General features: G+C 75.5%; 1 protein-coding gene. It reads left to right on the top strand.

All coding sequences use genetic code 11. The features are described from left to right. The coding region (locus tag O3Q52_RS53005) for a hypothetical protein (protein WP_269655537.1) at positions 1-1,471 on the top strand (1,471 nt) is incomplete at both ends.

The following is a 1,471-nucleotide window of genomic DNA, read 5'->3' as shown; positions in this document are numbered from 1 at the left end:
GGCCGCGGCGCCGGGGGCCCGGGCCTTGCTGGACGCGGAGCCGCCGGTGCCGGGCGCGCGGGTGCTGGTGATGGTGGACGCGCTCGACGAGGTGACCGGGCCCGAGGACTGGCGGCAGGTCATGGAGGTCCTGCTCGCCGCGGCCCGGGAGAGCGCGAGCGGGCCCGGCATGGAGCGCCGTCTGCTGCTGTCCGCGCGCAGCCTGCACGACAGCGCCTGGCGCGGCCTGGCCGGCGCCGGAGCCACGGAGTTCCGGCTGCAGCCGTTCACCGTCGAGCAGCTGCGCCGATTCGTGATGGCCCATCAGACGGGCGGCTCCGAGCGGCTGTTGGACCCCGGGGTCCACGAGCGGGCCGCGGCGCGGGCGGCGGAGTTCCTGGCGTACGTACGGGGCAACGGCATGCTCGACCTGGTGCGGCTGCCGCTGCTCGCGCATCTCGCGGTCGGCCAGTACTTCGACCCGGGCGGCGAACCGCGCGTGCAGAGCCGCAGGGTCGACCTGTACGCCCGCGCCGTGGCGGAGTTCCTCGGCCGCTTCCCGCAGCGGCAGAGCCCGTACGAACCCCATCTGCGGGACCGGATCGAGGAGTTGCTGGGCCGACTGCGCGAGCGGCACGCTCGGCAGGCCCCGCGGCACGCCGCCGTCACCGTCGCGCTGCGCGGCTTCCTCGGCGACCTCGCCGACACGTATCTGCGGCACGGCACACCGATCGTCGGCGCCGCCACGGGACTGCTGGCCGACCCGGCCGAACCCGCGGACGGCGACCCGTACCGGCGCCGGGCGGTGACCGCGCTCCTCGAAGCAACCGGGGTGGTCGTCGACGTCCATACGGCTCATCCCCGTTTCCTGCACCGCACGTTCGCCGAGTACCTGGCCGCGGAGCACCTCCGGGACCGCTACGGCACCGATCCCGCCACCTGGGGCGACGCCCTCTCCGACGCCGACACCCGGGTCGCCGCGCTGTTCGCCTTCGACCGTCATCCGCCCGACGTGCGGCGCGCGATCACGAGCGAGCTGGCCGCCGATCCCGAACGGGTCGAGCAGGCGGCGTCGCTGCTGGCGGAGGGCATGTGCGACGAGGACACCCGCGGCCGGATCCTCGAACTGCTGTGGCGCCGCCCCGACGAGCAGGAGCGGGATACGGCCCCGGTCGTCCGGAACTGGCGCGGGACCCACTCCTCTCTCGCGCATCTGCCCCAGCAGCAGCGCCGGCTGCACGACATGGCGACGGATCCCCGCTCCGTGCCCGTGGACCGGATCAACGCCGCCGGGGCCCTGGCCGGTCACGACCCGCGCGGCACGGACCTGCTGCGGACCTTCGCGCACGACGGCTCGTACCCTCTGGACCTGCGGATCGCCGCGGCGTGGTACCTGGCCCACATCGACCGGGAGGAGGGCACGGAGCTGCTCGCCCGGTTCGCGGACGACGCGCCGTCCCGCCACTGCGCCGTGGCCGCCGCCCGGCTGGCC

The sequence above is a fragment of the Streptomyces sp. ActVer genome (assembly GCF_027270795.1).
In the GTDB taxonomy this organism is placed as follows: Bacteria; Actinomycetota; Actinomycetes; order Streptomycetales; family Streptomycetaceae; genus Streptomyces; species Streptomyces umbrinus_A.
This window is presented reverse-complemented; position numbering and strand designations above follow the sequence as displayed.